At 57.6% G+C, this 25,545-nt stretch carries 19 protein-coding genes; 5 read left to right on the top strand and 14 right to left on the bottom strand.

Annotation, left to right across the window (positions count from 1 at the left end; translation table 11 throughout):
- The first annotated feature begins 237 nt into the window (after positions 1 to 237).
- Complete coding sequence (locus ACNKU7_RS14325; protein ID WP_418297676.1) at positions 238 to 1,383, top strand: acyl-CoA desaturase; 1,146 nt, start codon at positions 238 to 240, stop codon at positions 1,381 to 1,383.
- Between the two features lie 59 nt (positions 1,384 to 1,442).
- Here ACNKU7_RS14325 and ACNKU7_RS14320 read toward each other — a convergent pair whose 3' ends face one another.
- The 7 genes from ACNKU7_RS14320 to ACNKU7_RS14290 form a co-directional block, all read right to left on the bottom strand.
- Positions 1,443 to 3,521 (bottom strand): TonB-dependent receptor, encoded by a 2,079-nt coding sequence (locus ACNKU7_RS14320; RefSeq protein WP_418297675.1) that lies wholly within the window; start codon positions 3,519 to 3,521, stop codon positions 1,443 to 1,445.
- A gap of 48 nt (positions 3,522 to 3,569) precedes the next feature.
- A complete protein-coding gene (locus ACNKU7_RS14315) occupies positions 3,570 to 4,556 on the bottom strand; it encodes an alpha-L-glutamate ligase-like protein (RefSeq protein ID WP_418297674.1) in 987 nt (328 codons plus the stop codon).
- Positions 4,556 to 6,088: an inactive transglutaminase family protein gene (locus ACNKU7_RS14310; protein WP_418297673.1), complete on the bottom strand. Its 1,533-nt coding sequence runs from the start codon at positions 6,086 to 6,088 to the stop codon at positions 4,556 to 4,558. The genes ACNKU7_RS14315 and ACNKU7_RS14310 overlap by 1 nt, the downstream gene beginning before the upstream one ends.
- A 157-nt stretch (positions 6,089 to 6,245) precedes the next feature.
- Positions 6,246 to 6,926: an ATP-dependent zinc protease family protein gene (locus ACNKU7_RS14305; protein ID WP_418297672.1), complete on the bottom strand. Its 681-nt coding sequence runs from the start codon at positions 6,924 to 6,926 to the stop codon at positions 6,246 to 6,248.
- A gap of 234 nt (positions 6,927 to 7,160) precedes the next feature.
- The gene (locus ACNKU7_RS14300; RefSeq protein ID WP_418297671.1) at positions 7,161 to 7,487 is read right to left on the bottom strand and encodes a YqcC family protein; all 327 of its coding nucleotides are present in this window, start codon (positions 7,485 to 7,487) and stop codon (positions 7,161 to 7,163) included.
- 46 nt (positions 7,488 to 7,533) lie between these two features.
- Positions 7,534 to 9,669 carry an ATP-dependent DNA helicase DinG gene (gene dinG / locus ACNKU7_RS14295; RefSeq protein ID WP_418297670.1) on the bottom strand — a complete coding sequence of 712 codons (2,136 nt, stop codon included), beginning with the start codon at positions 9,667 to 9,669 and terminating at the stop codon, positions 7,534 to 7,536.
- A 281-nt stretch (positions 9,670 to 9,950) separates the two neighbouring features.
- A complete protein-coding gene (locus ACNKU7_RS14290) occupies positions 9,951 to 11,126 on the bottom strand; it encodes a 1-acyl-sn-glycerol-3-phosphate acyltransferase (RefSeq protein WP_418297669.1) in 1,176 nt (391 codons plus the stop codon).
- Between the two features lie 431 nt (positions 11,127 to 11,557).
- Between ACNKU7_RS14290 and nhaC the strand changes: the two genes are divergently transcribed.
- Both nhaC and ACNKU7_RS14280 read left to right on the top strand, forming a co-directional pair.
- The gene (gene nhaC, locus ACNKU7_RS14285) at positions 11,558 to 13,042 is read left to right on the top strand and encodes a Na+/H+ antiporter NhaC (protein ID WP_418297668.1); all 1,485 of its coding nucleotides are present in this window, start codon (positions 11,558 to 11,560) and stop codon (positions 13,040 to 13,042) included.
- Between the two features lie 125 nt (positions 13,043 to 13,167).
- The gene (locus ACNKU7_RS14280; RefSeq protein ID WP_418297667.1) at positions 13,168 to 14,250 is read left to right on the top strand and encodes a DUF3549 family protein; all 1,083 of its coding nucleotides are present in this window, start codon (positions 13,168 to 13,170) and stop codon (positions 14,248 to 14,250) included.
- A gap of 427 nt (positions 14,251 to 14,677) precedes the next feature.
- Here the strand turns inward: ACNKU7_RS14280 and ACNKU7_RS14275 are convergent, their stop codons facing one another.
- Positions 14,678 to 14,950: a hypothetical protein gene (locus tag ACNKU7_RS14275; RefSeq protein WP_418297666.1), complete on the bottom strand. Its 273-nt coding sequence runs from the start codon at positions 14,948 to 14,950 to the stop codon at positions 14,678 to 14,680.
- 271 nt (positions 14,951 to 15,221) lie between these two features.
- Between ACNKU7_RS14275 and pgi the strand changes: the two genes are divergently transcribed.
- Entirely contained in the window at positions 15,222 to 16,835 is a 1,614-nt protein-coding gene (gene pgi / locus ACNKU7_RS14270) for a glucose-6-phosphate isomerase (RefSeq protein ID WP_418297665.1), read from the top strand.
- A 209-nt stretch (positions 16,836 to 17,044) separates the two neighbouring features.
- Here the strand turns inward: pgi and ACNKU7_RS14265 are convergent, their stop codons facing one another.
- The 6 genes from ACNKU7_RS14265 to ACNKU7_RS14240 form a co-directional block, all read right to left on the bottom strand.
- Entirely contained in the window at positions 17,045 to 17,806 is a 762-nt protein-coding gene (locus ACNKU7_RS14265) for a slipin family protein (RefSeq protein ID WP_418297664.1), read from the bottom strand.
- Positions 17,807 to 17,843: 37 nt separating this feature from the next.
- On the bottom strand, positions 17,844 to 19,277 hold the full coding sequence (locus tag ACNKU7_RS14260; RefSeq protein WP_418297663.1) for an NfeD family protein: 1,434 nt from the start codon (positions 19,275 to 19,277) through the stop codon (positions 17,844 to 17,846).
- 86 nt (positions 19,278 to 19,363) lie between these two features.
- A complete protein-coding gene (olsF, locus tag ACNKU7_RS14255; RefSeq protein WP_418297662.1) occupies positions 19,364 to 21,049 on the bottom strand; it encodes a bifunctional ornithine lipid synthase OlsF in 1,686 nt (561 codons plus the stop codon).
- Positions 21,046 to 21,837, bottom strand: coding sequence for a UDP-2,3-diacylglucosamine diphosphatase (locus ACNKU7_RS14250; RefSeq protein WP_418297661.1), 792 nt, complete (start codon positions 21,835 to 21,837; stop codon positions 21,046 to 21,048). The genes olsF and ACNKU7_RS14250 overlap by 4 nt, the downstream gene beginning before the upstream one ends.
- 139 nt (positions 21,838 to 21,976) lie before the next feature.
- On the bottom strand, positions 21,977 to 22,762 hold the full coding sequence (locus tag ACNKU7_RS14245) for a hypothetical protein (RefSeq protein WP_418297660.1): 786 nt from the start codon (positions 22,760 to 22,762) through the stop codon (positions 21,977 to 21,979).
- Positions 22,762 to 24,135: an LTA synthase family protein gene (locus tag ACNKU7_RS14240; RefSeq protein ID WP_418297659.1), complete on the bottom strand. Its 1,374-nt coding sequence runs from the start codon at positions 24,133 to 24,135 to the stop codon at positions 22,762 to 22,764. The genes ACNKU7_RS14245 and ACNKU7_RS14240 overlap by 1 nt, the downstream gene beginning before the upstream one ends.
- Before the next feature lie 397 nt (positions 24,136 to 24,532).
- On the opposite strand from ACNKU7_RS14240, the gene ACNKU7_RS14235 reads away from it, so the two are divergent.
- Complete coding sequence (locus ACNKU7_RS14235) at positions 24,533 to 25,522, top strand: collagenase (protein WP_418297658.1); 990 nt, start codon at positions 24,533 to 24,535, stop codon at positions 25,520 to 25,522.
- Positions 25,523 to 25,545 lie beyond the last annotated feature (23 nt).

Raw genomic sequence — 25,545 nt, 5'->3', positions numbered from 1 at the left:
GCAATTTTCACTTTGCGCACCAAAGTGGTGCAACCACCTGAAATTTATCGATTTCCTGACTAACTCTTCTCGCTTTTGCCAATCATGTCCTATCGAGAAGATGCCAGCTTCACTCATCTGGGTTAGGATTTATGCTTTGTTGCCGCCAGCAACCAATAAACGAAATCGAAGTATTTTGGCCTGACGCGCATTCCCTAGCCGCGGCAACGAATTTAGGCTCACTTAAGGTTGTAACGTATGAAAGCTGTTCCCCAAGAAGCCCCTCGCATATGGCTGACCACCATCCTGTTCGCCAGTACCGGCCTGGCGGCCGTTACCCTGGTTCCCCTGTATGGGATTATGGTGGGATACCACTGGTATCAGTGGCTGGCCTTTGCGGTACTCGGCGCCTTCTGCGGATTTTCCATTACTGCGGGCTACCACCGTCTGTGGTCACACCGCACCTATGAAGCACACTGGTCGCTGCGACTGTTCTTTGCCCTGTTTGGTGCAGCGGCACTGCAGAACAGTGCCCTGATCTGGTGTTCCGGCCACCGCCGCCACCACCGCCACTGCGATGACAACGACCACGACCCTTACTCTGCCAAGCGCGGCTTCTGGTTCTCCCACATCGGCTGGATGCTGCGGGAATACCCCAGTGGCGAAGTGGATTTTGACAACGCCAAGGATCTGCAGCGCGACAAGATCGTCATGTGGCAGCACAATCACTATGTCCCCGTCACCGTCGCCATGAACGTTGGTGTCCCCCTGGTTCTTGGCCTGCTCACCGGCGATGTCATCGGCATGCTGCTGCTGGCAGGTATCCTGCGCATCGTGGTCAACCACCACACCACCTTCTTCATCAATTCCCTGGCCCACATCTGGGGGCGCCGTCCTTATACCGACGAAAATACCGCCCGTGACAATGATTTGCTGGCATTTTTCACCTTCGGTGAGGGCTACCACAACTACCACCATATCTTCCAGACTGACTACCGCAACGGCATTCGCTGGTACCAGTGGGATCCGACCAAGTGGCTGATCAAGACCGCCAGCTGGGTGGGCCTGGCCAGCAACCTTAAGACCGTGCCGGCCATGCGTATTCAGCGCGCCATGCTCACCATGCAATTCAAGCGCGCCGAACAGAAGCTCGAAAACTCCCGTCACAAGGAGGGCTGGAAAGAGTTGCTGGAACGTGAGGCACAGGACTTTTCTGCCGCACTGGCAGAGTGGAAAGAGCTGCAACAGCAGCGCTATGAAAATGCCCGCGAGCGCCTGCTGACAAAGTGGGAAAACGCCACCATCCGCACCCGGGTGAAAGAGCTGGAATACAGCCTGAAAATGCAGCGCAAGCGCCTGCAGATCATGATGGAGCAGTTTCACATGGCGCCTGCCGCCGCTTAGGTAACAACTCCATGAAAAAGGCGGTCATTGACCGCCTTTTTTATGTCAGATTCCGCCGACTAGAATTCCAAGCGCAAGTCTGCAAACAGGCTTCTCGGCTCGCCGATAAAGTACCTGTCCCCACCTCCCAGGCTTGAATAATCGGCCCGCTCCGCGTATTGCTCATTTGTCAGGTTGGTTACTCGCAGACCAAGCCCCACGTGCTTGCCCAGCGTCCTGTGGATTCGCAGATGCGCCAGAGAATGGCCAGCGTATTCATGCCGGTTCTCAATGTCAGTGAAATACCGCCCCATGAATTGCCATTGCAGTTCCAGTCGTGTCGACGCTGAAGGGGCCCAGCCCAATGTCGCTCCATGGAGCTGCCTCGGGGCCGTATCCACATCGTTGCCTGCGGTTGCCACAAGAGTCGATGTGCCGGGTTCACTGACGTCATTGGTATATTGATGACGGGCAAAAGTACCACTGACGCCCAGATCCCAATTTTCCCAGCGCCACGACACCTCGTACTCCAGCCCGTAGTGCCGCGTTTCCCCGTTACTGAGGTTCAGGCGGTCTGACGACAGAAAAATGACGTTGCGCTTGTCCATGGCAAATGCGGTGACATCAAAAGCCAGCGCCTGTGTCTTGCCCTGAAGGCCCGCCTCGACACTATTGATGGACTCCGGATCCAGATCCGCAGCCATCTGCCCGTTCTGCAAACGATAGAGCTCTGCAGCCTGGGGAGCGCGGTGTCCTCTTGCCAGCCGCAAGTTGCCAATCCACCGTGCACTGAATTCATGCTCCAGGCTGGTATCCATGGAGAAACTCCCGAACCGGTCGCGGCTATCCTGCGGACGGGTGTAGCGACACCCGGTCACACCGGAAAAGCTGTTGATACAGATGGAGCCGTCTTCCGCAGTATTACCGCTGCGCATCCGGTTGCGATAGTCATACTGGAGGTGTTCGTAGCGGGCGCCAAGCGTAATCAGGCTGCTGTCCGCAAGCGCAAAACGCCCCTCGGAAAATACTGCACCGACCTTTGCCTTTACCGTGTAATCGTATTGCCTGCCGGCTGGAAAGGAAGAAAAGCCGACCGGCTGGGATTGCTTCAGCCAGGCGTCGGTCACTTCCAGGTCGACACCACTGGTGAGCGCCATCGCTTCACCGTTGCGGATCTGGAACCGTCCCCGCACACCGGCGCCGGTCTGCCCGTTTTCCTCGAGTGGCTCCCCGGGCAGAAAGTGCATCAAGAAGGCCATATCGGTAGCGCGGGCGTAGGGGGTGAGAGACCACAGGCCGCTTTGCGGACGTCCCCATTGCAGCTGGGTCTGCAGGCGCGCCGACTGGCTGTCGCGGAAAGCCTCCGGGTTCGGGTTTTCGCGCCTGCGAGCGGGATCCTTGTAGGCGTCCTTCCCGGACACATAACCGGCCGTTTCCTGATTCAGGTTACTGAGACTCAGTAGCGTGCGGATCGATGCCTCACCAAAATTGGCGTCGTGGCGTGCGCTGAATTTCTGCTGGTCATAGCCGGCGTGCCGCTTGTAGCCGCCATCCCGGGTACCATTGAAGCTGAGACGATAGCCCTGATCGCCATTGATACGACTGTGATCTGCCCTCAGCCTGCGGTAGTTATTGGCGCCCACTTCCAGTGATACATGATCTGCACGTGCTTCCGGGGGCTTGCTCAGGATGTTGATAACCCCGTGCTGCGCATCGGAACCGAAGCGCACCGTGCCCGGGCCACGCAACACTTCCACGCGCCCCGCCTGCTCGGTGTTCAAGTCGAACAGCTGGTTTACATTGCAGAAACCTGTCCCCCTGACCGGGACACCATCCTCAACCACACCAAACGATCCACAGCTGCCGGCGCCAGTGAGAACCGGTGATCGAATAGCTGTGAGGTGTTCCTGCCCGTTGCCACGGCTGACCCAGACACCGGGTGCGCGATTGAGGATTTCACTGGGGTGAGTCGCGGCCACCAGCGCTAGGGTTTCGCCATCGATCACCGCAACACTGGCCGCCGATGCCTGTGGCAAGCCGACCACCGTAATCGTTTCAATCGCTTCACTAGACGCTTCGGGTGCGGCAGATGCCGCACCTGCGGGGGGGATGCCAGAGAGAGAGAGCCCCCCAGCCAGAGAGAGAAGGAAAAAGCGCATAGTTAATGGCACCGGAACACGGCTGGTTTTATCCAAACCTGGCCGCAACTAAGCCGGGCTTTTGGCCGCGAAATAATCCATGGAGTAACTCACCCGCTCCTCCACATTCTTTTCCAGCTGCTCAAGATCCATGGATTCGATGTGTTCAAGCCGGGTGCGCAAACCGATCCCGTTTGCGACCTGGATAGCGAGACCAGGACGGGCATTGGCCTCCAGAAGCAATGGGCCGCGCTTGCGGTCGAGCACGATATCGCAGCCCAGGTAACCAAGGCCGGTCATCTCGTAGCAGCTGGCCGCGAGACGCACCAGGTCGACCCAGTCGGGAACCACCAGATCGGAAAACGGCATCTCCGTATCAGGGTGTTGCTCGATCCGTACACCGCGCTGTACCGCGTGGCATGAGCGGCCGGTTGACAGGTCAATCCCAACGCCCACTGCCCCCTGGTGCAGGTTGGCCTTGCCGTCGGATGCATGGGTGGAGCACCGCAGCATCGCCATCACCGGGAAACCACGAAAAACAATGACCCGAATATCCGGCACGCCTTCAAACGAATAGCGGTCAAATACGGGATCAAAATCCACCAGGGCCTCGATCATTACCCGGTCCGGCTTACCACCGAGGCTGTAGAGCCCGCTGTGGATATTGCTCACATGCCGCTGGATATCCATAGCGGTCACTCTATTGCCAGACGGCTTGAGGTAATCATCACCATCACGCCCCGTGATGACCAGGATACCCTTGCCCCCGGAACCCCGTGCCGGCTTGATCACGAACTGCTGCAGCGGTTCGATTACTGCCATCACCCTGCCGCGGCTGGGCTGGGTGTCAAATGCCGCAATCAATTCCGGTACCGGTATTCGATAGCGCTTGGCCGCGCGCTTGGTGTTGAGCTTGTCGTCGACGATCGGGTATTTGTCCCGGTCGTTATAGCGCGCAATATAGTGCACATTGCGCGCGTTCATGCCGAGCACACCCAGCTTGCGCAACGTAAAAGGCGAGACCAGCCCGCCGCGTAAGAACGAGGGCAGCTGCATCAGCGCACCAGCTGGCGGAAGCGCGCCAGTTCACCGAGCCGGTAGCCGGTGTAGTTGCCGACGATCATGATCACGCCCAGCAGCACCAGCAACAATTCCGGGAAGTTGAAGGTCCAGTGTTCGATAAAGCGGTTGGTCATCACCCACCAGGCGAGTACCGCCACGAGCAGGCTGCCACCGGCCTGCACCACCACCTCATAGGGGCCATCTTCCTCCCAGACGATGGACATACGTTCAATCGTCCAGGCGAGAATGATCATCGGGAAGAAGGTCACCGTCAGTGCCTGCTCGATACCGAGCTTGTAACTGACCACGCTGATCGCCCCCATCAAGATCACCACCGTCACTACAACGGCGGCAATCCTCGCTACAAGGAGCAGGTTAAGCCTGCTTAGGTAGAAACGGACCCACAAACCGAGAATCAGGATCAATACAAAAATCGACAGGCCGGTCAGCAGCTGTGTCTCGATAAAGGCGATGGCCAGCAGTACCGGCATAAAAGTGCCGGAGGTGCGCAACCCGACGAAAACGCGCAGCAGCACCACCACCAGTGCGCCCACTGGCACCAACAGGATCAGCTTGAAAATGCTCTGCTGTTCGATCGGCAGACTGTAAATGGAGAAGTCGACCAGCGCCTCTTTTTCCTGGCTGGTACTGAGCATCGCCACATCCCTGGCCGGGACATCGTTGGAAATCACAGAGAAGGTGACTCCGGAATTGCGCCCGCCTTCAACGTCCAGCAGGCTCTTGCCGCCGCGCTGCCAGATAAAGAAATTCTTCGGCACACCGGGCGAGCCACTCGTCGGTTCGAACACCACCCAGCGCTTGCCATCATAGATTTCCAACAGGTCTTCCGGATCCAGGCGGCGGCGATCGTCTTCGAGGTACAGGCCGCGAATCCGGTGTGCGGGAATCTCGGCTGCGGCCAGCACCAGTAGCGCCACATCCACCAGTGACCGATCCTTGTAAAAGCCGAAGATCAGGTTGCGATCCTGATTGCGCTTGTCGCCCAACGCGGTGAGCAGTTCGGTGGTAAAGGTCTTGGTGTCCGACGAGCGCTCGCGGGCCGAATCAACGAGGGAGTAGATCGCCAGGCGCACCGCTTCCTGTTCCCGTGCACCGAGAAACGGCTTGGTAACCTGGGTACTCAGATCCAGCGGCTGCTCCAGGGCTGCCCCCGGCGTCTGGTGGACATCGAGCTGGTAAAAGAGCGACTGCGCACCGGAAGCGGCGCGGCGCGCCCACACTGCACGGTATTCATCGTCTTCACGGATAATGTTGAAGCCGTAACCGGACGAGCTGAAAGTCTCCCCCAGCACCTCCATGTTGCGCTGTGCCCGCGGCAGAGTCAGTGCCGCCTTCACCGGGCCACCATCGGCATTGAAGCGGACCTTGGCCTCAATGGTCCAGACAGTCCGATATTCTCCAGGAAGCAGGGGAAAACCCAGTTCGAAATGTTTGTAGACGGTTAGGCCGGCGCCCATGAGTGCGAGCAGCGCGGCGAGGATATAGACCTGAGCCCGTGGCGACATTCGCCATCCCCCATTTGGTTATTTGTAACAGCTTGTGGCTGCTTATTCTTGCCTGTTATTACGGGCCCTGCCAGTGCACAGGCCCGGTTTCAGCAAACTGGTCAGGATAATAAGGCCGGGGCGATTGCCTTGGGAATCACCCGGCGGACGGCAAGGATCACTTGCTGAAGGAAGGCAGTGGCGGCTTGCCCTGCACCTGCTTGCGGCTGACGTCCACCACAGCGGCGTCCTTAAGAAAGTTACGTCCCACCAGCAGTGGAAACTCAAACTCGCCGCGCTCGACCAGGTTGACCTCCACCATATGGGTAACTTCACCCACCGTCAGGCTCATATCAACCACCGGGCGACGCTGGCGTTCGAAACCCGGCCGGGCAACCCGCACATGTCGCTTAATGGGCAATTCGATCGTCACCGGTTCTTCTTCAGCGCCGTCTGGCAGCTTGAAGCGCACCCAGTCGCTGCCATCCCGCTCGAAAGGTTTCATTTCCACCACGCTCAGGGAGCAGGTCGCCGCACCGGTATCAATCAATGCGCGCAAGCGGACACCGCCGGGCTCTACCGTAAACAACTCTTCAGAGCCCAGAACCAGCTTGTCCTTGGCGACGGGCACTTCCACGACCTTCTCGTAATTGCGCTCGATCACCCGCTCCACCACCTTTACCTCCGGCTCGGCACAGACAACTGTCTCCACCGGCGGACATTGACCCGCTTCCACGGGCGTATCGGAAGGTACTTCGGTAGCGTCGACCGCCGGCTGGGGGGCGGTATGCGGCGTGGATTCGCAGCCAGCCAACAGATTCAGCGCCAGCGCGAGTGTAATGTAAGGCAAAGACCGCATTTGTTTATGACTACCTTAGGGCCGACAGCGTCAGCCTTGTGCAATGTTTATCAGTATTGTTCTGGGCGGTATTTCTAACGGGCGTTCCACTGTGCCCGAATTGGCAAAGGCCGGATGTTACCCCATCCAACGCACATCTGCACCGTGGCTCACGTCCCAGCGGAAGCCCAGCCCGGAAAAAACGAAACAAAATAGTACCAACTGGTCATAATCAATCAAGCGCCAGTCGAACCATTACCCTCGCGCCAGTCGCTGATCGATTTCACCGAGCTTGGCCACAAGCCCCGCGAACGGCAGCGCGCTGCCGCGAAAAAACTCCTCAGCCATTGGCGCGATGCCACATTCACCGGGCAGCGGCAGCTCCGCCTCAACCAGCTGGCTCATTCGCGGCAGGAAGACAAATTGCAGCCACTGCGGCAGCGTCAGGGTATCCACGCAAAAAGGCTCGGTACTGGCGAGCGCCTCCGCCGTTGGCTTTTCGTCCTGCCATAGCTGCATAAGGCGCAATTCCGCCTCAAGTTCCAGTAACAGGGTGGCGATATCGGGGTAAATCGACTTCATGGTGATAAATTAGTTCAGTTTGTTACAATCCGGGGTTGAGCAGCCGCTATTGGATATCGCGGCGAAATGGCGGCAGAGAATCCAGCATTGCCCGGCCGTAGCGCTTGGTGACTATACGCCGATCCAGCAACGTAATCGTGCCGCTGTCAGACTCTGTGCGCAGCAAGCGGCCACAGGCCTGTACCAGTTTGAGTGCCGCGTCCGGCACCGTGATCTGCATAAAGGGATTGCCCCCCTTGGCCTCAATCCACTCCGCCAAGGCAGCCTCAATCGGGTCATCGGGCACCGCAAACGGTAACTTGGCGATGATCACGTGGCGACAGTAATCTCCGGGCAAATCCAACCCCTCGGCGAAGCTGGCGAGGCCAAACAGTACGCTGTGGCCGCCCGCATCAATACTCGCCTTGTGGCTATCCAGCAACTGCTGCCGGGACTGCTGCCCCTGCATCAGAATCCGGTTGCGCCAGGTTCCCGGCAGGGACTCGTAGACGGTCTCCATCTGCCGCCGGGAGGCAAAAAGTACCAGCGAGCCGCCCGGGCTATCGAGCAGCGCCGGCAATGCATCGATCACGGCATCAGTGTGCAGGTCGGCGTTGTTCGCTTCCACAGCGTCCTTTGGCACGCACAGCTGGGCGCGGGAGAAGTCGAATGGGCTCGGCACGATTTCGTAACTGGCGTTGTCCGGGGTGCCGGCGCGCATTTTCAGCCGGTCGAAGCGGCCGAGGGCGGTGAGGGTGGCCGACGTCAGCACTGCGCCATAGCATCGCCGCCAGAGGCTGTACTCGAGGGTTTTGCCGGCCAGGATCGGGGAGCTGCAGACTTCAAAATCAAAGGAACCACCCCAGTCAACCAGAGTTACCCAGCGGGCCTGGGGCACGCTGCCTTCGTCCGCACGGGAATAGTTGGCCCAAAGCTCAAGATTGCCTTCCGCGCGACCATGCCAGGCGCCAAGCACCGGATACCAGCGCTCCAGATCCACCACCGGTACCGGGCTGTGGGCGTCCTCCATCATGCGCTGAGCGGCCTGCACCATCTTGCCGAGTAACGCTTCCAGCTCGTCGAAATCTTCCCGCAGCTGATCTGCCAGCTGCATCAACGATTCCGGCACCACGCCGCCTTCAAAGCGATGTCTTTGGCTGCGGCCGCGGTCATCTTCGAATTCGCACAGGTCTTCCAACAGCGGCCAGACCATTTCCAGCTTCTGCTTGGCGGACGTAAACAGCGCAGGAAGCTCTTCGCCGGCGCGATCCAATTCGCCACCGTCACCAATTTCACTCAGCAGCTGCCCAAGATTCTTGTTTGCCTGATCCAGCCAACCGGTCGTCGCGCCAACACGGCTGTGATGGGCGAAGTGGTTCAGCGCCTTGTCCGGCAGGTGGTGCGCTTCGTCGAGCACGTAAATGGTCTCTTCCGGGGGCGGCAGGATAGCGCCGCCGCCAAGGGCGAGATCCGCAAGGAGCAGGTCGTGGTTGGCAACAATCACCCGACTCTTGCCCAGACGCTCCCGGGCGCGAAAGAAACTGCAATTGGAAACATGCGGACAGCGCCGACCGCTGCACTGGCGGTGATCTGTGGTCACCAGGCTCCAGTCATCGGCGGCGATGGTCTCCGGCCAGTTATCCCGGTCGCCATCCCATTTGCCAACGGCCAGCTGATCGGCCATTTCCCGGTACAGCTTGATGCCGGTTTCATCCACCTGCGGCTTTTCGTCTTCGTAGAGGGCCATCGAAGCCCCCACCCCACTGGAAGTGAGCTCGGTGAGCAGCTGATCCAGCTTCGACAGGCACATATAACGGCCGCGGCCCTTCGCCAGCGCGATATCGAACTTGAGCCCGGCGTGGCGGATCACTTCAGGCAGATCCTTGTGAATAATCTGCTCCTGCAGGGCCACTGTGGCGGTAGAGACGACGAGGGTCTTGTCGTGGGCGATGGCCAGGGGAATGGCGGCGAGCAGGTAGGAAACGGTCTTGCCGGTACCGGTGCCCGCTTCCACTACGCAGATATGCTGGCCATCCGTTTTGCCGTGATCCCGCTCGCCGGCACCATTGCGCTGGATACCGCCAATACTGCGGGCAATCGCCGCAATCATCAGTTTCTGGCCATAGCGCGCCTTCAGCTCGCGTCCATTGAGAAACTGGCGATAGGCGTTCTGGATAGATTCTTTGTCTTTTTCGCTGAGCACTGGGAACCGGGAGGAGTTGCAGGGAAGTTAAATCAGCCGGGTATTATCCACGGTTGTTCAGGGTTTAGCCAATCTGTATGACACGACAGGCAAAGCACGGTGGAGGCAAAGCACTGGGCAGAGCGAGTGACGGGTATTGGTTTTCGACAGCGTCGGCGACATGGAGGTCGCCGACACAGCGTACAGGGATCAATTTACGGGGGGGCGCCTGGCCCGGCTTCGAAAATGAATACCCAGCGCCTGACAACAACAAAACCGGCTCACAAGAGCCGGTACTGGGTTTACTGCTCAAACGCCAACCGCGAAACCACCGGATTGGCATAAGCCTGGATAGCCTTATCCCGCCAGCGCTCGTCGATAGCCGCCATGCGCTTCTCAAACTGCTCGCGAATTTCCAGGTGCTCGTCCGGATGCCAGGGCTTCGGCGGGTACCCCACAGAGAGGGCCGGCGCCTCACCATAAATCATCTGGTACGCGATGAGGTTGGTGGGGTGCAGCACGTAATTTCCGATGATCTGGCGATCAATCTCGTCAGCCAGGGCTGTCACATCAGAAAAGTCATTTTCGATCGGCGTACCGAACGCCGCATGCACATGCCCCTTCCGGCCGACCACGCCCTTGCCAATACTACCGAGATCTTCATGAGCCTCCTTCTGGTACTCATCCTGGTGCTCGGTAATGTACAGCTCACGGGCCTTGTAGCGATCGCAGGGATCCCACTCGTAGGAGATGGACAGGGGTACGATATGCAGCTCGCGCCAAAATTCCTCGAACGACTGCTCTTTGGGCTTGGCCATGGCAAACATCGCCGCCAGAGCCGGATTCGTGCGATCCAGACCATCTTTGGCACGACCGGCACGCTGGGCAATCCACACATGTTCGTTGTCGTTGACGATGGAATGGTGGATGTAACGCGAGAGCATCGTCGCCGCCGCCAGTTTTTCACGGCGGCTGCCGGAGCTGCGTTTAACCACAAAGCACTTGTTCAGCTTCATGATATCGGTGGCAAACTGCTTGGACAGCAGGTTGTCGCCGATGGCGATACGAGAGGTTTCGTGCCCCTCTTTATACATAGCCAGGATAGCCAGCGCCGGATCCATCGCGATATCGCGGTGATTGCTGACAAACAGGCAGGCGCGATTCTTCGGCAGGGTGTCCAGGCCAGAGATCGTCAGTCCACAGCTGGTTCGGTTAACTGCCTTCTCGAGATATTTGGCAATAACATCCTGCACACCGCGCACATTTTTCGCCTTGCGGAACTCAAAGCGGACAAACTGGCGCACCAGCCACGCCAGCGGGCGCTCCAGCTTACTCGCCATGCTTGGCAGAAGAAAATGCGCTACCACCCGGGACATCTCCGGGTCTTCCACCAGACGCTTCAGTACCGCGCGAACTTCGTCATCGCGATAGGGACGGATTTCATCAAACTGACTGGGATCCAAGTTACTTGCACTCATTGACTTTCGCTTCTTGCCTACAGCGGCCAATCAACTGAAAGAAGTGACAGATGACCGGCTCTGGCTCATTCTTATTGTGGCCCCGCACGCTGACGGCGGGACAAAACCGGCGCAGAACATACCGGATGCGGGCGCGAACTGCCAGCGCCACAGCAGACTACAGAGTTATCACCGCCACGCCACAAGGGGTCACGCGCCCCGCCCCCCGGACGGCGGCACCCGCAAGCGGGCATGGAAACCTCGTCGGCGTTCCGCGACCAGCCCACCGACTATAGACATCTGTATGGCCTCGCCGGAGAATAGTGCGCTTTGTGACGAGAATACGCAGTCAGGTGCCGCCGTGCTCCAGCGCCCCGCGGCACCACCGAAAACGATAACAAACCGATGCAGCCCCGATCACCCGTCGGGTGTCAGACCAGCAGGAGTATACTTTGAGCCAAGCCAGTACCAGTCCGACGAATGACTCTCACCGCCAACCCAGCCTGCTTGACGCACTGATCCCGCTACTCATCCTGATCGCCCTGCTTTCACTGTCGCTGTATTTTTACGGTGACGGGTCGTCTTACGGCCCCAACCAGATTGCCCTGCTCCTGTGCGCCGGCATTGCCGCACTGGTCGGCATGAAGAATGGATTTACCTGGAGTGAGATGGAAGGCGGTATGCTGCATGGCATCGGCCTCGTGTTTGGCGCCATCCTGATCCTGCTCGCGGTTGGCGCGCTGATCGGAAGCTGGATTCTCGCTGGCACCGTGCCATCAATGATCTATTACGGTGTTCAGATCCTCTCGCCCCAATGGTTTTACGCCGCCAGTTGCCTGATCTGTGCCATTGTCGGTCTGAGCATCGGCTCCAGCTGGACCACCGCTGGCACCCTCGGTGTGGCCCTTATGGGTATTGCCGGGGCACTCGGGCTGAATCCTGCCATCACCGCGGGCGCAGTCATTTCCGGCGCCTATTTTGGCGACAAAATGTCGCCGCTGTCAGACACCACCAACGTCGCTGCCGCGGTCACCTCCAATGACCTCTTCCTGCATATCCGCCATATGCTGTGGACCACTATCCCGGCGTTTACCATTGCGCTGGTGATCTTTGCGGTCATCGGGCTGAGTGGTACCAGCGGCCAGGCCTCAGCGACGGAGATTGAACAGCTACTCGGCGCGCTCAAAGATGAGTTCAGCATTTCCCTTGTCAGCCTACTGCCGCTAGTCCTGCTGCTGTTCATGGCCTGGCGCAAGATTCCCGCCTACCCCACCCTGATTGTCGGTGCGCTGGTCGGCTGCCTCATCGCAATGATCTTCGAACCCAATGTCACGCGGCAGCTGGCCGGTGGCGATGGCCCGCTGAGCCTGGTCAAGGGCGCATGGCACAGCCTGTTCGATGGCTACAAGTCCACCTCCAGCAATGGAGAAGTCGCTGAACTTCTCTCCAAAGGCGGCATGAGCAGCATGCTCAACACCATCTGGTTGATCATCTCCGCAATGGCATTCGGCGGCGTCATGGAACGGGCCGGCTTCCTGGACTGCATTGTGAACCGCGCCCTCGCTGGCGTGAAAACCGTGGGCGGTCTCGTCACCACCACCGTGCTGACCTGCTTTGGTATGAATGCCGCGTCTGGAGACCAATTCATGGCCATCATCATTCCCGGGCGCATGTTCCGCGAAGCATTCGCCGACAAAGGCCTCCACGGCCTGAACCTGTCGCGAACGCTGGAAGACTCGGGAACAATCACCTCGGTACTGATTCCCTGGAACACATGCGGCGCCTACATGAGCGCCACCCTTGGCATCGCCACTTTCGCCTACGCACCGTTTGCGCTATTCAATATTCTGTGCCCGCTGCTCGCCATTACTTACGGCTGGCTGCATTTCAAACAGATGCCTCTGGGCAAGCAGAGCACACTGCAGGCTGCAGACTGATTTCTGTCCAGCAATACGCACACACTTGGCGCCCCCATCCTGGCGGGCGCCGCTTCTTAACTCACTGTTACGGCGCCCCACATCGCGCCGAGACGACAGCCAACCAACCAACACCGACAACCACCGTGACCACTTCAGACGCTACCCCGACGAAGCCCCCGGCAACCATTTCCGAACTTGTGGCCAGTGCAGACTTCAACGTCCGCTGGTTTGACCTGGGAAGGCGAGTAAAGCTAATACCCGCCAGCGCCGCCGAAGGTTTTGAAGCCGGTGGCTCGCCCTGGCCACACCCTTACCTGCGGCAGGCCTGGTGCGGGTTGCTGCTGTGGCCGCGCGAACAGGAAAGCGGGGAGCCCGTGGTGTGGTTTTTGCGCTTCCCACTGGATGAACAGGGAAAACTGCTCCTGCCCATTCGCGACCGCTTTTTGCGCGATCTGACCAAGGCCCTGGCACCGCTGGACAACAAAGCACACAACGGCAATGACCCGGCCAAGTTGCTGCAGCAGGCCCTCGAAGGAAGCGAACTGATTTACACGCCTCCCGCCGACCGGCGCGCGGTGTTCCACGCCAAAGCAGCCCGGCTGCTGCAGCGCGCACCCTCAGGTTATTTCACCGCAGCGGGCGCTTATGCCGAAAACCCGCATTCCACCCCCTGGGAAACCCTTGCCCTGCAGGGAATAGCGGATCTCGCGGTGCGCTGGAAGGATCGGCAAGTGGATCTGGAACGGCAAATGGACAAATTCGCAGCGCCGGTTTTTAACGCACTTTGCCAATGCCTGGAAAGCGAGACCATCGACCACAGGTTGACTCAGGCAATCATCAATCGCGCGCGTGCCCAACTGACAGAGCAGGAAATGGATTTTGCCCTGCTGACTGCAGCAGTCCGTGGCATTTCCCAATCCAGCGCCATCGGTATGCGTCAGGACTTCCTCCTGGCCCTGCTTGAATCCCCGGCCGGGAACAGTGGAGAAATACTCGCCGCTATCGGCAGCCGCTGCAGTGACGACCTGAAGGAGCCGGAAATCGCGCACCTGTGGCTTGCCAACCTCAGTGCCAGCCAGTCACAGGAGACCTTCAATCTACTGCTGACCGACCTGCTGTTCCTGCCAGAAATACGCAACATACTGCTTGACCTGCTGCGCAACCCGGAAAGGCCGGAAACCGTTGCCCGGGCCTTCGGCAACTTCCTGCACCCGGGCGGGCAATAGACGTCTGTTTTTTCTCCTTCCGGCAGCCAGCGCTGCCGGAACGGTCACTATCCCGCTACGATACAGCCTCACGAAGGCGCCATAGAAACGCTAAGCTAGCCGAGAAAAATGCGAAATTATGGCGGACAAATTTCTGAACCGTCACCGCGCACAAAAAAATAAAAATATTTTTAATGGGCCATAAAAAAACATTTATCCGCCACGCAATAATCACAACCCCAAATTGGCAGAAAACCCTTTTTATTTAGGCTTTTTAGAACGACAAACTGGCGGCTCTTTTATCCTGAATTAAAGTGTGGCGGTTATTTTAGCGGCGTGCCTATTACACTCCATTGGGCGGTATGTTTGTAGAAAATATTTTTACAAAGCACACCAAACAGGTGACGTTTTATTGTCTATGCTATTGACTGACATCAACGGAAAGGAGTTAGGGGATGAATTTCACTCCAGCAAAGTACTTAACCGGAATTATTTGTGCACTAGTCCTCGCAGGTTGCTGTGCACCGGCTCCGATGCCGGCCGCCTGCCCTCCGGGCTCTGAACAGATTCCGACTTCAATGGCCTGTCCTGCGGACGCGGATTGCTGGATGGCATCCGATAACGTTCGCTGCATGAAGGTGGTTAAATAATCACATTCATCAAGGTTCATGCAAAATGCCGCTCCCACGAGCGGCATTTTGTTATTGTATCGATCGAACATGACGGCTCACTGAGCGCCGCCTGACATCACTCCCCTGACCGAATTTCCCCTGGACAACAGACCAGCCAAGCGAAGAGCCTCAGGCTGGGCATCACGAATATTTCCGGCAAAACCCAGTTTTTGACCCTCGCGACTGACTGTCGCCGATACATGCTCCTTACCCAGTCACCATGCACACCGCAAAATCACCTACTGGCCGCCCAATGCGTTTACCGCTAATATTTGCGCCACTATCCCTAATATTTCCAACCGACAAAAAGTACCGCAGATCATGGACGCTCTACCTCTTGCCGCAGCCATCGCCCACCTGAAGCAACACAAAGACCAGCACCACTGGTCCCTGCGAGAACTTTTTGCCAGTGACACCCAGCGCGCAGAAACATTCAGCGCCAGCGCAGCGGGCATCTATCTCGATTTCAGCAAAAACCTGCTGAGGAAAGAGACTCTCGAATTACTGCTTCAATACACAGAAACGGCAGGCCTCAAGAAGCAGATCCAGGCATTGTTTGCTGGTGAAAGCATTAACAATACCGAGCACCGGCCCGCCCTGCACACAGCCCTGAGATTTCAGGGCACCCCAAAGAGCGAACACGAGCAGGCCGTAGCCGACTGCCGCACGCAAATGGCAAGATTCGTTGAGCACATTCATAACGGCAGCTGGACCGGCTTTACCGGCAAGCCCATCCGCCACGTGGTCAATATCGGCATCGGCGGTTCAGACCTGGGGCCCCGAATGGTCTGCGAGGCGCTGTGCCCCTGGCATAAACCTGAATTGAGCGTGCATTTTGTCGCAAATGTCGACGGCGCCGACCTGAGTGATACCATCGCCAGACTTCCGGCAGACGAAACGCTGTTTATCGTCGCCTCCAAGTCATTCTCCACTCTGGAAACCCGGCAGAATGCCCTCGCTGCACGCCACTGGATGCTGGAGGCAGGCTGCCCCGAAAACGCGCTGGAAAAGCACTTTGTGGCCGTCAGCAGCAATATTGTTGCGGCGCAGGATTTCGGCATCGCGGCACAGAACATCTTCCCCATGTGGGACTGGGTCGGCGGTCGCTACTCGCTGTGGTCAGCTATCGGGCTGCCTATTGCCCTGGCGTGTGGCTTCGATGTCTACAGCGACCTGCTCGCCGGTGCCCATGCCATGGACACCCACTTTGCCGAAGCGCCGTTCGAGCAAAACCTGCCGATACTGATGGCCCTGATTCATTTCTGGTATCGCCAGTGCTGGGGCGCGGGCTCACTGGCCGTATTGCCCTACGCACAGCGCCTGGCAAAATTCCCCGCCTGGCTGCAGCAGCTGGACATGGAAAGCCTGGGCAAAAGCGTGGACCGCGAGGGCCACGCACTCAACTACCCCAGCGGTGCGGTAATCTGGGGCGCTGAAGGCAGTAACGGACAGCACTCGTTCCACCAGCTCCTGCACCAGGGAACCGATATGATCCCGGCAGATTTCGTCGCGATCAAAGAACCTACCTCAGAGCTCGCAGAACAGCACAAGTGGCTGCTTGCATGCTGCCTGAGCCAGAGCCAGGCCCTCCTTCAGGGTAAGTCCCTGGCGGAGGCCCGCAAGGAGCTGGAGGCCTCAGGCCACACTCATAAAGAAGTGCACAGGCTGGCCCCGCATAAAGTTATCCCCGGCAACCGCCCGAGCAATACACTGGTTGTGGATAAACTCGATCCCTATCACCTGGGCAGCCTGTTGGCCCTGTACGAACACAAGGTGTTTACCTTTGGCTGCCTGCTGGACATCAACCCCTTCGATCAGTGGGGCGTGGAGTTGGGCAAGGTATTGGGTAATGCGGTTTATGATGCCATTGAAGGGGAAATACCGGCGGAGTGGGATGGGTCTACTGCGAACCTTTTGAAACTGCTCCTTAAGTAATTTTTGAGTTCAGTGGATTCCGCTTAGGTAACACTGTGGCGGCCGAGTACCGGGTGTGGGTTTTCAGGACCACTGTGAACCCATCCCTGGGCGCTGCGGCGCAAACATCCTGTTTGCGACGCTCCTGAAAACCCACACCCGGCACCCAGCCTTCCCATAACCTTCAGCGCTTTGGCAACACCATGTTCACTTAGCTGAACCACAGAAAATCAGCCGCCACTCTTAGCCTGCTTATCCAGTAACGGCTTAATCAAATCCATCGGCAACGGGAAAACAATCGTAGAATTCTGCTCGCCGGCGATATCAATCAATGTCTGCATGTAGCGCAGGGTAATCGCATTGGTGTTTTTCGATAGCTGATCCGCAGCCTCGGTCAGTTTCAGCGCCGCCTGCGCCTCGCCCTCCGCGTGAATCACCTTCGCCCGCCGCGCGCGTTCTGCTTCCGCCTGCTGCGCTATCGCCCGGATCATGCTTTCATCCAGATCAATGTGTTTGATCTCGACGTTAGTCACCTTCACACCCCAGGCATCTGTCTGTTCATCAAGAATTTTCTGGATATCCACATTGAGCTTGTCGCGCTCGGATAGCATTTCATCCAACTCGTGCTTGCCCAGCACCGAACGCAACGTTGTCTGTGAAAGCTGACTTACCGCCTCGTGATAGTTTTCCACATTGATGATCGCAGACTGTGGATCGATTACCCGGTAATACACCACCGCATTCACTTTTACCGACACATTGTCACGGCTGATTACATCCTGCGTTGGTACATCCATGACCACCGTGCGCAAGTCCACCCGCTCCATGGTCTGGATCACCGGAATGATGATGATCAGCCCCGGCCCCTTTACCGCCTGAAACCGCCCGAGAAAAAACACCACCGCCCGCTCGTACTCGCGCAAAATACGGATCGCATACATCACCAGCAAAACCACTGCCAGAATCAGCAGACTCGCGAAGTAACTGATCATAAGACCTCTCCTTTAGCTGGAAACCACCATTCCCGAATTACTCCGGCGTCACCGTCAACAGCAACCCTTCTTCCGCCACCACTTTCACCAACTGCCCTTCGACCACGCCCACAGACGATCGCGCACGCCACAGTTCACCATCAATTTTCACCAACATATCTGGTTCCAGAGCCGAAACCACCGCGGTACGACCGACCATCGCCTTGTTGCTTGCCACTTTGGGCTTGCGCAGGCTGTGCCCCACCGCATATAGCAGGCCGAGCAGCCCCAAACCGCTCACTGCTGCAATCGAGCCGATCAACCCGCGGGAAACCTGCATACCGGGCACATCGCTGTCGATCAGCATCACTGAGCCGATCACCAGGGCCGCGACGCCGCCAATCCCCAGCGCCCCGAAGCTCGGCACAAACAGCTCCGCCGCAATCAGCAGTGCACCTACCACTATCAGCGCCAAGCCCGCGTAGTTAATGGGCAATACCTGCAAAGCGTACAGGGCCAGCAACAGGCAGATGACGCCGACAATTCCCGGAACCATTGCCCCTGGACTGTAGCCTTCAAAGATAAGCCCATAGATCCCCACCAACAGAAGAATGTAGGCAACCTGCGGATTGGTAATGATCCCGAGAAGCTCATTGCGCCAGTCCGGAGCGTAAGCGACTACCGGCAGTTCGCTGACACTCTTGTCGATTTTTTTTGTACCTGCTTCGGTAACAATTTCCCGTCCGGGGAGCTGCCGTAAAAGATCGGCGCGGTTTTCAGCAACGATATCCACAACATTCTGTGCCAATGCCTCTCTCGCCGTCAGCGTCGCTGCGTCGCGCACCGCCTTTTCTGCCCACTCCGCATTGCGATTGTGACGCTGGGCCAGTCCGCGGATATAGGCAACCGAGTCGTTGATGACCTTGCGCTCCATAGCCGAACCCGCATCGGGGGTTGCTTTCGATGCCGGCTCTTCATCGCGCCTGACCTCTTCTGCATCTGTGTCGGCACTGTCAGATGGCTTCTCCTCCTGCTGTGGCGGCTTTGAAGGCTCCTGCTGCCCAGGCATGCCGCCTATCTGCACTGGCGTAGCCGCCCCCAGGGTGGTGGAAGGCGTCATCGCGGCAACATGGCTGGCGTAGAGAATATAGGTACCGGCACTCGCCGCACGAGCGCCGGCAGGGGTGACGTAGGTAACGTAAGGTGTCTCTGAGGCGAGAATGTGCTGGATGATGTCCCTGGTCGCGGCATCGAGCCCGCCAGGTGTATCCATATTGATGATGAACAGGCGCGCGCCCTGCGTCCGGGCCTTCTCACTGGCGCGCTTCAGGTAGTCAGTGGTTGCCGGCCCTATGGGACCGTTAATCGCAAGCTCGGCGATATGCGCTTTGGCAACGGGTTCCGAGGCCTCTTGAGTGAAACCAGCAATGGGAAAAACACTCGCCCATGCCAGCAGCGCAATAGTTACCCCTTTCGACCACCACTGTTTCATTAGTAATTTCCCGGGTGCGAAAGACAGACAGAGAAATCACAAGCGTAACAGAACGCAAACTGCGCACAGGGCAAATCGCGCCCGAATCAGGCCGGTGCAGTTACCGCGAGATAGCGTCGCGCGAATTTGGTGTCCATTTTCTCCAGATCCACCACCACAAGGCCATCAACGGAGTCGCAGAAATCCGGATCGACGTTGAACGCATGAAAACTGGTACCACCGGGAACGGTCACTGCGGTGTATTTTTTGAAAAGTGGCGGCAGCACAACACCCTCTTCGTTGAGGATATGCTTCATCTGCAGCATATCCTGGTAAGCATCCCCACTGAGTTCCGGCAAGTCGGCACCGTTTTCCACGAACGGCAGGCGCGCGTCCCCCAAAGGGCTATTGGCGGCGAAGTGGTGCAGAAAGTAGCGCACAATCGCCGATTTGGCACGACGGGAAAAATTACCGGGCATGGACACAGGCCCGAAAAGATAGCGACACTTGTTGCGTAGAATCCACTGCCCAATACCACACCACAAAAGATCAAGCCCGCGGCTGCGCCAATAGTCCGGCAACAGGAAGCTGCGCCCCAATTCCGCTGACCCAGGCAAACACTGCTGCGGTGGACGCGGGTAATTGAACAGGGTGCTGCTATAGATTTGATCCGCGGTGAGGCCATCGGTTTTTACCAACCGGTAAGCGCCGGCAATCCGTTGCTGATCCCGATCCCACAGCAGCAGGTGGTCGTAATAGGCATCGAACGCATCCCAGTCCCGGCTGTTTCCCGTGCCTTCTCCGACTGCACGAAAAGCAATTTCGCGCAGTCGTGACAATTCGCGCATGACCGGACAATCCGCGCGCTGGCGGTACAGCTTCACCGAAAAATCCCCCTGCTCCACCAGGGCCTCGCAGGACTCCATTATTGCCGCGACCTCCGCCACCGGCTCTGCGCTCGCTATGGGTTCTGGTGCCAGTGAGCGGGGGTTTTTGTGCAACCGGTAGACCTGTTTCTTCCACAGCTTTGCCTGGGCGCGTGGCGTCATCGGCCAACTTCGGTAGTGTTCCGCCGCCACCGGGGCGCCGATCCGGATGTCGATACCGCGGCTCACCTGTTTGAACATTTCCCGCACCAGCCAAAGTGTGGATAGCGGTTTGTTCAACATGGAAAGTCCATACCACCACAGGGAGTTACGGCCACGAACCTGCACCGGGAGTATCGGTGCACCGGTCTTGTCAGCGAAGCGTACGAATCCCGGATTCCAGCACCCGTCGCGCACCCCCTGCGGCGTCAGGCGTGAGACCTCACCCGCCGGGAACACGATAATTGCGCCGCCACTATTCAAATGGTCGTATATGCCTTCCACATCCCCGCGCCGGGTACGGCCATTGAAGTTATCCACAGGGAGCAGATAGCTGCGCAAAGGCTCGATATTCCACAACAGCTGGCTCGCCACCGCCTTCACATCCTTGCGCACCCGCGACACCAGATCGATCAGTGCCAGACCATCGAGACTACCCAACGGATGATTGGCAACGATAACCAGGGCGCCGCTTGCCGGAATCCGCTCCAGCTCCACCGGGTTGATGTCGTAGTGAAAGTCAAAGGAATGGAATACCTGACGAATGAAATCGAGCCCGCCCAGATGCGGAAAGGCCTGGCCAAATTGCCGTATCTGTTGCTCGCAACAGATTTTTTTGACGGTAGCGGATACCAGCCGGCGAGCTGGGCTTGTCGGCGCGGCGCGATACCAGGGGTTCTGCTGCAACAGGTTTTCCAACTGGATCATGCCGCCACCGCCTGTGTCATGATGTGTGCAATTTTCGGTATCCGGTGCCAGTGCAGGATGTCCATGGCACCGTTATGCTGCTCCACTACTGCGGTCATCGAATCTACCCAGTCGCCGCAATTGGCATAGGTCAGCGCCTGCCCCTGATACGCACTGTAGCGGATACCCGCGCGGTGAATATGCCCGCAGATGACCCCATCGAAGCCGCGGCGTCCGGTCTCGCGGATAGCCACATCCTCGAATTTCTCCATCATCTTGCGTGCGGCATTCACGCGATTCTTTACGTGATTCGCTAGCGACCACCAGGGCAAGTCCAGGCGACTGCGCCAGTAATTGATCCAGCGGTTGAAACGCAGCATCAGGTAATAGCTCTGGTCGCCCAGGTGATAACTGACCGGATTGATCTGAATATGGTGCTCGAACTGATCGCCGTGGGTCACCAGGAAGCGCTTGCCGTCTGCCGTGGTATGCGTCCATTCGCGCTCTACGCGGATGTTGCCCAGGCGCTTGCCAGCCCAGCTGCGCATGGGCGCATCGTGATTTCCCGGCACATAGATGATTTCGCGGGTGGGGTTACCCAGCTCCGAAAGCATGCCCAGCAACAGGGTGGATGCCTCACACCAGCTGCCCTTGCCCTGGGATAGTGCTTTCATATCGAAGATATCGCCGACCAGGTACACCGTGTCAGCGGAATTCTGCGCCAGGAAATCTGCCAGCCGTTGCGGCTCGCTATCCCGGCTACCGAGATGGACATCGGAAATCCACAGCGCGCGGTATCGATTACTCATTGGCAAGTTCCGTGTTTTCGTTACGGGAACTTTGCGCGAGTATTTTTACAAAAAGGGGGCTGTTTCTTTAAGGTTCTGTTGCACCCCCCTTATTGGCGGAACACCGTGGCACAAAGGGATGCAGTTACAGTAATCAGTTCTAGTTTCGCACTCTTTGGATCAGGTCAAAGCGCGACACACTGGCAAGGTAATCCTGCCAGCTCGCCGCGAGGTCATCGGTCTGGTATTTACGGTATTTTTCCCGATCCAGCCAATAGACCCGTGTGGTGGCCCGGCGCAAGTCAATCAGCGGTAACTGGTCGATGGCCGCGGCGCCGCTGCTAAACACAGAACCCGCGCGCGAATTCTGGATCATATCGCTGACAATGGTCAGATTGACCCGCTGCGCCGCGGGGTCGATCCGGTTCAGCGCCGCCACGTCTGACAGTGCCTCGAAGATCGGCGAAACCGGCTGCTCGCCGCCGGCGACCGCGGCGGCAATGGCTTTGTCCAGAGGCTGCTCAAAGCGCTCGCGGTACAGCGCCTGGACAAACTGCCGGTTCGCAGTAAGCGCACTGACGTCTTCGGCGGACCGCGGTTTGCACAGGTCAACGACCGGATCGGACAACCCGTTATAGCGCTCGTCAAGCACAAAAATGGAAAATCGGTCATTAACCTCCGCAGTTTCCAATAAGCCCGCCAGATGAGTGCGTAAAAAATGCTGCTGATGCGCAGACAGCGTGTCGGAAACATCAATGACCATCAGGTAGTGATTGGCTCTCGGCAGATTGCCATTACACAGCGTGACACGATCGTAATCGCGCTCTGGTGCGCGTATGGCGTAGAAGGCAAATACCAGCAGCGCAGCAAGTACGCCCAACCCGGCACACAATACCACTATTCCCTTGCGATCTTCAGCGGAGAAACCGCGACGTGCCCGCGCCATTACGCTCTCCTCAACCCGTGCTCGAGCTCAAGCTTTTCCACCAGCGCCACAAGATCGGCCTGTGCCAACTCGCTGCGCGCGTGAAGAATCGCAAGAGCAGTTTCATAGGTGTAATCCAGGTCTTCGAGAAGGGCCTCGAATGCGGCAAGGTCGCGCCGGTGCTGTTCCAGCCCGGTCGTGTTGAGGCGCGGCAACTTGTCCAACTCAAAGCGCAGCAGCTCGCCAAAATAGGCCGCCCTGCGGTTCAGCATCCTGGCCGAGTAGGATTGGTAGTAGCGAATCAGTTCATCCAGCAGCCCCTGCGCCTTGATGATGTCCTCTTCATAATGCCGGTGTATTTCATCACTGCGTTCGATGCTCGCCTTGAACTGAATAAACTGCGCACGAACGGTTTTTTCCTTTTCCGCCAATTCCTGCTCAATGTCCTCGGCAGCCTCATTCAATGCCTCCAAGGCATTGCCAAACTCGTCTGCCCAGGCATCCTGCAGCCGCCGAACCCGGCGGGTAATCGCGGTATATCCGGGATAGCGATCATCCACCACAAAGAACTTTGCCGCCAGTACAACCAACGCAATACTGCTAACCACCACCATAATCCAGGAATTGAAATCCCGAATCCCGAACGGCTCGGCAAACAGGCTGGCAATCGCCACTTGCGACGCGGTAAAGGGATCGTGCTCCAGCGCTTCGCGATAGTGGCCAACCCCGAAGACAAACGTCGCGGCCACTAACACAAGGGCGGAAAAAAACAATACCGAAATGCTTTTGCGAAAAGAACTCTGGTGAAAACAATTGCGCAGTGCGAACGCCAGAAACGCAGCAAAGCCCAGGTTGACCAGTGAAATAATGAAGGCCTGAAAAAAGCCCCCCACCAATCCCAGCTCACTCCCCTTGGAAAGGAAAAAGGCGTTCAGCACTGTTTCGAAGATGACAATAAAGAAAATCACGGAGTAATGCAGAAGTCGGGACTCTCGGTATACCGCTTCCCTGGTTAGGCCATTCCGGTGCCGGAAGATTTCCAGGTCTACCCGCATAGCGGAAAGGTCACTGGCACAGCGCTTGAGCCCGCTGGCGAGGCTGGCAAAGTGACTGACGAACCTCTTCTCAATCAGGGAGTCTGCATTCTTCAGTTCCTGATGCAACTGGCGCAGCCCGACCTCGCTGCGCGCCGCAATCTCGTCATCAAGCTCAGCCTGCCGGTTCTCATGCACCCTGCCGATAATTTCCCGAACAACGTAGGAACGCAGCCCCTCCTCACTTTCGGTATGGCTGCGCCGGTCTATTTCAGGGATACCGGCCTTTACATCACTTTCAACACGCTGTTCGATTTTCAGCGCAGAGATGGCCGTTTTGATGGCGGGAATCGTGGTCATGGCGTCACCTAAAAAACATCCACTACATTTTAGGTTTGAGGCTTCTCCCACTCTTCAGCGCAGACCGCGCCAGAAAGAGTCCAGTCCGATGGTGGAAAACCCCTTACTTGAGAATAGCCGCCCGCCAGCACCTGTGTCGCCAATGCGACAAAGTGTTATCAATTGGCAAAAATCAGCGCCATTTTATATCCCTTTCCTGACATACCAACGTTTTCGGCGTCCAAGCATTGGCTATAAGGTGAATTATCCGCCAAACCGAAAAAATAACATTGCATCCAATAATAAAAATGGCCTAACCTCGAAAATGTTTTAGCGTGCGATAACAAATTATGCATTAATCCATATAACGCGCTGGAAGCGGTATCCCGATATAAACGATAACAACAGGAAATCCTCCATGAGTCGCATTCACGACAGTTCCCGTCCAATCCCCCCCTCCCCGGCGATGAAGGTATCACGGCGCTTTGCACTTCTGGCCGCCCCCATTTTGTCTGCCGTCACACTGGCAACCATTGCGGCGGATCTTGACCAGGTGTTACCGATTCAGCACAGCTGCAGCACCACTTTAAAGATTCGTGCACAAGACATGACCTCCAGCCAGCTAAACGCCACTTGCGCGAACCTTGCCGCAGAGGAAACACTTTTTCACCAGCGCTTGCAGACGAACCAAATCCCCGTTGCCGATGACTTCAATACCGACCTGCGCGTCGTCGTGTTTGACGACTACAACCAGTACAACACCTATGGCTACGACCTGTTCGGCATCAACACCAACAACGGTGGAATCTATATAGAAGGCACGCCATCTGATCCCAGTAATCAGGCTAGTTTCTACGCCCACGAGGCTTCCTGGTTGCGGCCAGAGTTCGCTATCTGGAATCTGGAACATGAATATGTCCACTATCTGGACGGTCGCTTTATCGCCTACGGGGGATTCAATCACTATCCCGGCAATATGGTGTGGTGGTCCGAAGGACTTGCTGAATACCTCGCGCTGGGGAACGACAATCCGGAGGCCATCGAAGTAGCGCGCAATCACAAGCCGCGCCACCGCAAGCCCAGTCTGGCAAAAGTATTTGATACCACCTACCGCGACCGGACTGACCAGGTCTACCGCTGGAGCTATCTCGCCATTCGCTTCCTGTTCGAGCGTCACTACGATGAGGTTGTGGCGATGACAAGCGCACTCAAAAGCAACGACTTCAGCAGCTATATCGCCTACCTCGATAGCTGGGAGGCCAACTATGAAGTGGAATACCAGGACTGGCTCAACGGCCTGATCGGCAGCGGTGCCCGCGGTGCCCCCAAAAACGCCAAGCGCGAAGAAATGCTGATGAATCACTCCGCCGCAGAAGAAAAAAGACGCGGCAGAGCACAGGGCAAGTAATCGGGCAATTCCCGCACAAAGGG

This window comes from Microbulbifer weihaiensis (assembly GCF_048323715.1).
Lineage (GTDB): Bacteria > Pseudomonadota > Gammaproteobacteria > Pseudomonadales > Cellvibrionaceae > Microbulbifer.
Note: the sequence above shows the minus strand (reverse complement) of the source record. Positions and strands in the feature narration are given on the sequence as shown.